3 protein-coding genes and 1 pseudogene are annotated in these 2,306 nt (G+C 68.6%); 2 read left to right on the forward strand and 2 right to left on the reverse strand.

What is annotated here, in order from left to right:
• On the reverse strand, positions 1 to 222 hold a 222-nt coding region (locus VN520_RS22055; RefSeq protein ID WP_325748667.1), incomplete at its 3' end, for a hypothetical protein.
• A gap of 1,192 nt (positions 223 to 1,414) precedes the next feature.
• On the opposite strand from VN520_RS22055, the gene VN520_RS22060 reads away from it, so the two are divergent.
• Together VN520_RS22060 and VN520_RS22065 are read left to right on the forward strand one after the other, a co-directional pair.
• Positions 1,415 to 1,639 (forward strand): hypothetical protein, encoded by a 225-nt coding sequence (locus VN520_RS22060; protein ID WP_325748668.1) that lies wholly within the window; start codon positions 1,415 to 1,417, stop codon positions 1,637 to 1,639.
• A gap of 105 nt (positions 1,640 to 1,744) precedes the next feature.
• Positions 1,745 to 1,996: a hypothetical protein gene (locus tag VN520_RS22065; RefSeq protein ID WP_325748669.1), complete on the forward strand. Its 252-nt coding sequence runs from the start codon at positions 1,745 to 1,747 to the stop codon at positions 1,994 to 1,996.
• Positions 1,997 to 2,078: 82 nt separating this feature from the next.
• On the opposite strand, the pseudogene VN520_RS22070 reads toward VN520_RS22065, so the two are convergent.
• A pseudogene (locus tag VN520_RS22070) lies at positions 2,079 to 2,306 on the reverse strand (transposase family protein); the annotation flags it as partial.

A 2,306-nucleotide genomic window follows, 5' to 3' on the forward strand; every position in this document is an offset into this window, starting at 1 on the left:
CTCGCTGATCGGAAGGACGGCGGCGAGCGCCCGCACGATGTCCGGAGGCACCTTGTGCCCCTTGGGCCACGAGTGATTGGGGTTGAGATGGCGCGCCACAGAGGCCCGACGAGTGTCGTCGAACCCCGCGCGGCGGATCAACTCCCGCACGGAGACGTTCTGTCCCTCGTCCCGGATGAGCTGGCGTCGCGCCTCGTCCACCGCTCGCTGAAAGGCGTCCATCAAGTGACGGATCGTAGTCCAATCACTTGTGCCGTCGCATACAACACGGCTCCCAGCTCAGCTTTTGTCCGACCAACGACTCTGCATCATCACGGATAGTCACAACGGCATCCTCGAGTCCGGGCGGGTCCAACCGCTGACTGGAGCGCGCACCGGACGTCTTCGGGTTCGCGTCAGCGTCCAGAGACCCGAACATCCCGTCTGAATTACTTGAGCAGTGTCCTGATAAATGAGACGGTTGACCGGTGGAACGAATCCTCGACCGCCACACGGGCAGAGGGCGGGAACGAGCGGGATCACGATGGGTGGCTCCTGCTTGCAGGGCAGCCAGGGCCCGGTGGACATGAGTTCTCATCGACGCTGCCTCGTCCACCTGGTCCTGGATCAACGCTTGCAGCCCTGGAGGGCTGTCGTGCGCAAGCCGTCTCCACTTGCGTGGCACTCGGCTTCCGCGCTCACCGGGGTGGTCCTCCTGAACGCGAACCCACACCTGGGCGAGTCGTGATCTGCGGCGAGAACTCGTCGTCCCGGTGCCCTTGGAGGAGATGTGTGGGTCTTGTGGATCGCGGGCGGTCTTCTCGTCTGGACCGTGGTCGCAGTACTCGTGGGCCTGGCGCTCGGCAAGGTGCTCGGGCACGCCAGCGAAGCAGAGCTTCACGGTCCTGCCCGCTGGCGGCACGCGGACCGAACTGCGGCCCCTCCGCGGCACAGGCGCGTGCGACCGCCCACGTGTCCTCGACTCCCCGGGTCCGTCCGCCCTCGCGCCCTGCAGGCTGCCGGCGGTGTCCGTCGCCGTCCGCGGGGGTCCCCGCCGCGTCCTCCGAGGCGGTGGACGTCTCGCACCTCCCGGCGGAGGGCCCACACCAGTCAGGTGACGAGACGGCGGATCCCGGCTGTGGCTTGGTACAGCCTCGGCGCGGGTGCGTGCCGCCGCCGCGATCGGTCGAGGGGTCGGCTGTGCTAGCCGCACCCCCGCCCGACCAAGGGGGGTGCCCGTACGAGGGGGAGGTGCCTGTACGAGCCCCAGCAGCTGGTGCGTGCCCGTCGGCAACAGCGATGCTCGCCCGAGGTGACGTGGCGCTGATGGCCCAGTTCTCTGCTCTGGATGAGGGGCTGTGCTGAACGGCTGGCTGCACGAGATGGACCTCGACCGACACACCGGCCGAGACTTTCGACGCGGGAGTGGCAACTGATGCTGGTGTTCCTACTCGCTGTGTTCACGCCTCTCGTCCTGCTGGCAGCAGGCTTCCTGCTCGGGGTGATCTGGCTGCGCGACGAGCACGCCCGGCTGACCGCCTTGCGCGAGGACATCACGCAGGAGTCCGCGACCCTGCAGCGGCTGGCGCATGACCGTGATGCTGACGTCGAGGCGCGCGGTGAGTCGCCGCCAACCGGTCGCCACCATGAGGCCGGCTGATGCACCGACGGCTGAGGGAGAGGCTGGCCGGCTTCGTCTCACTGGTCGTCGTGTCGCGTGCGTGGCGGGCGCATCCGGCCGGGCGGGGTCGGTGAGGGATCCCGAATGAGGGTCAATCGGAGTGGATGGACGGTCGGCACCGACGGCCTGGCGCCGCGGGACTGGTCCGGCGAGGTCGTCCAGATGCCCTCCGGTCGGCTGCATGCGGTCAGCGACCCCGGCTTGATCGTCGGCCGGGCCCTGTGTCTGGCCCCGGTGATCCTGCTGGACCCGCGCGACTGGCGCTGGCCCGACGACGGGGACCAGGAATGGCCACTGTGCCGGATCTGCCTCGAGCTGACCCACGTCAGGTTTTGACCGGCTCGGCGGCCAGCTCAGCCGGGACCTCCCGGGACAGCCCAGTGAGCCATTCCCAGTAATGGCTGGGCCAGGTCGGCGATCATGTGGTCCGGTCGTGCTCGTGGTGGAGCAGGACGAGGGCGGCTGCGGTGATCGCGCCGATGCGCCAGGGGCAGAGGCTGACTCGGCGAAGCGCCTTGAAGGTGGTCTTGAGCAGGGAGTTGCCGCGTTCGGCCGGCGCGCGGATGGCGGCGTGGAGCAGGTTGACCGTCTTCTGGTCGTCGCTCAGCGGCGCGTCGAGATTCTCTTGATCGGCGTGGTCAGCGCC

Origin of the sequence: Streptomyces sp. (assembly GCF_035563135.1) — a bacterium.
Taxonomy (GTDB): Bacteria; Actinomycetota; Actinomycetes; order Streptomycetales; family Streptomycetaceae; genus Streptomyces.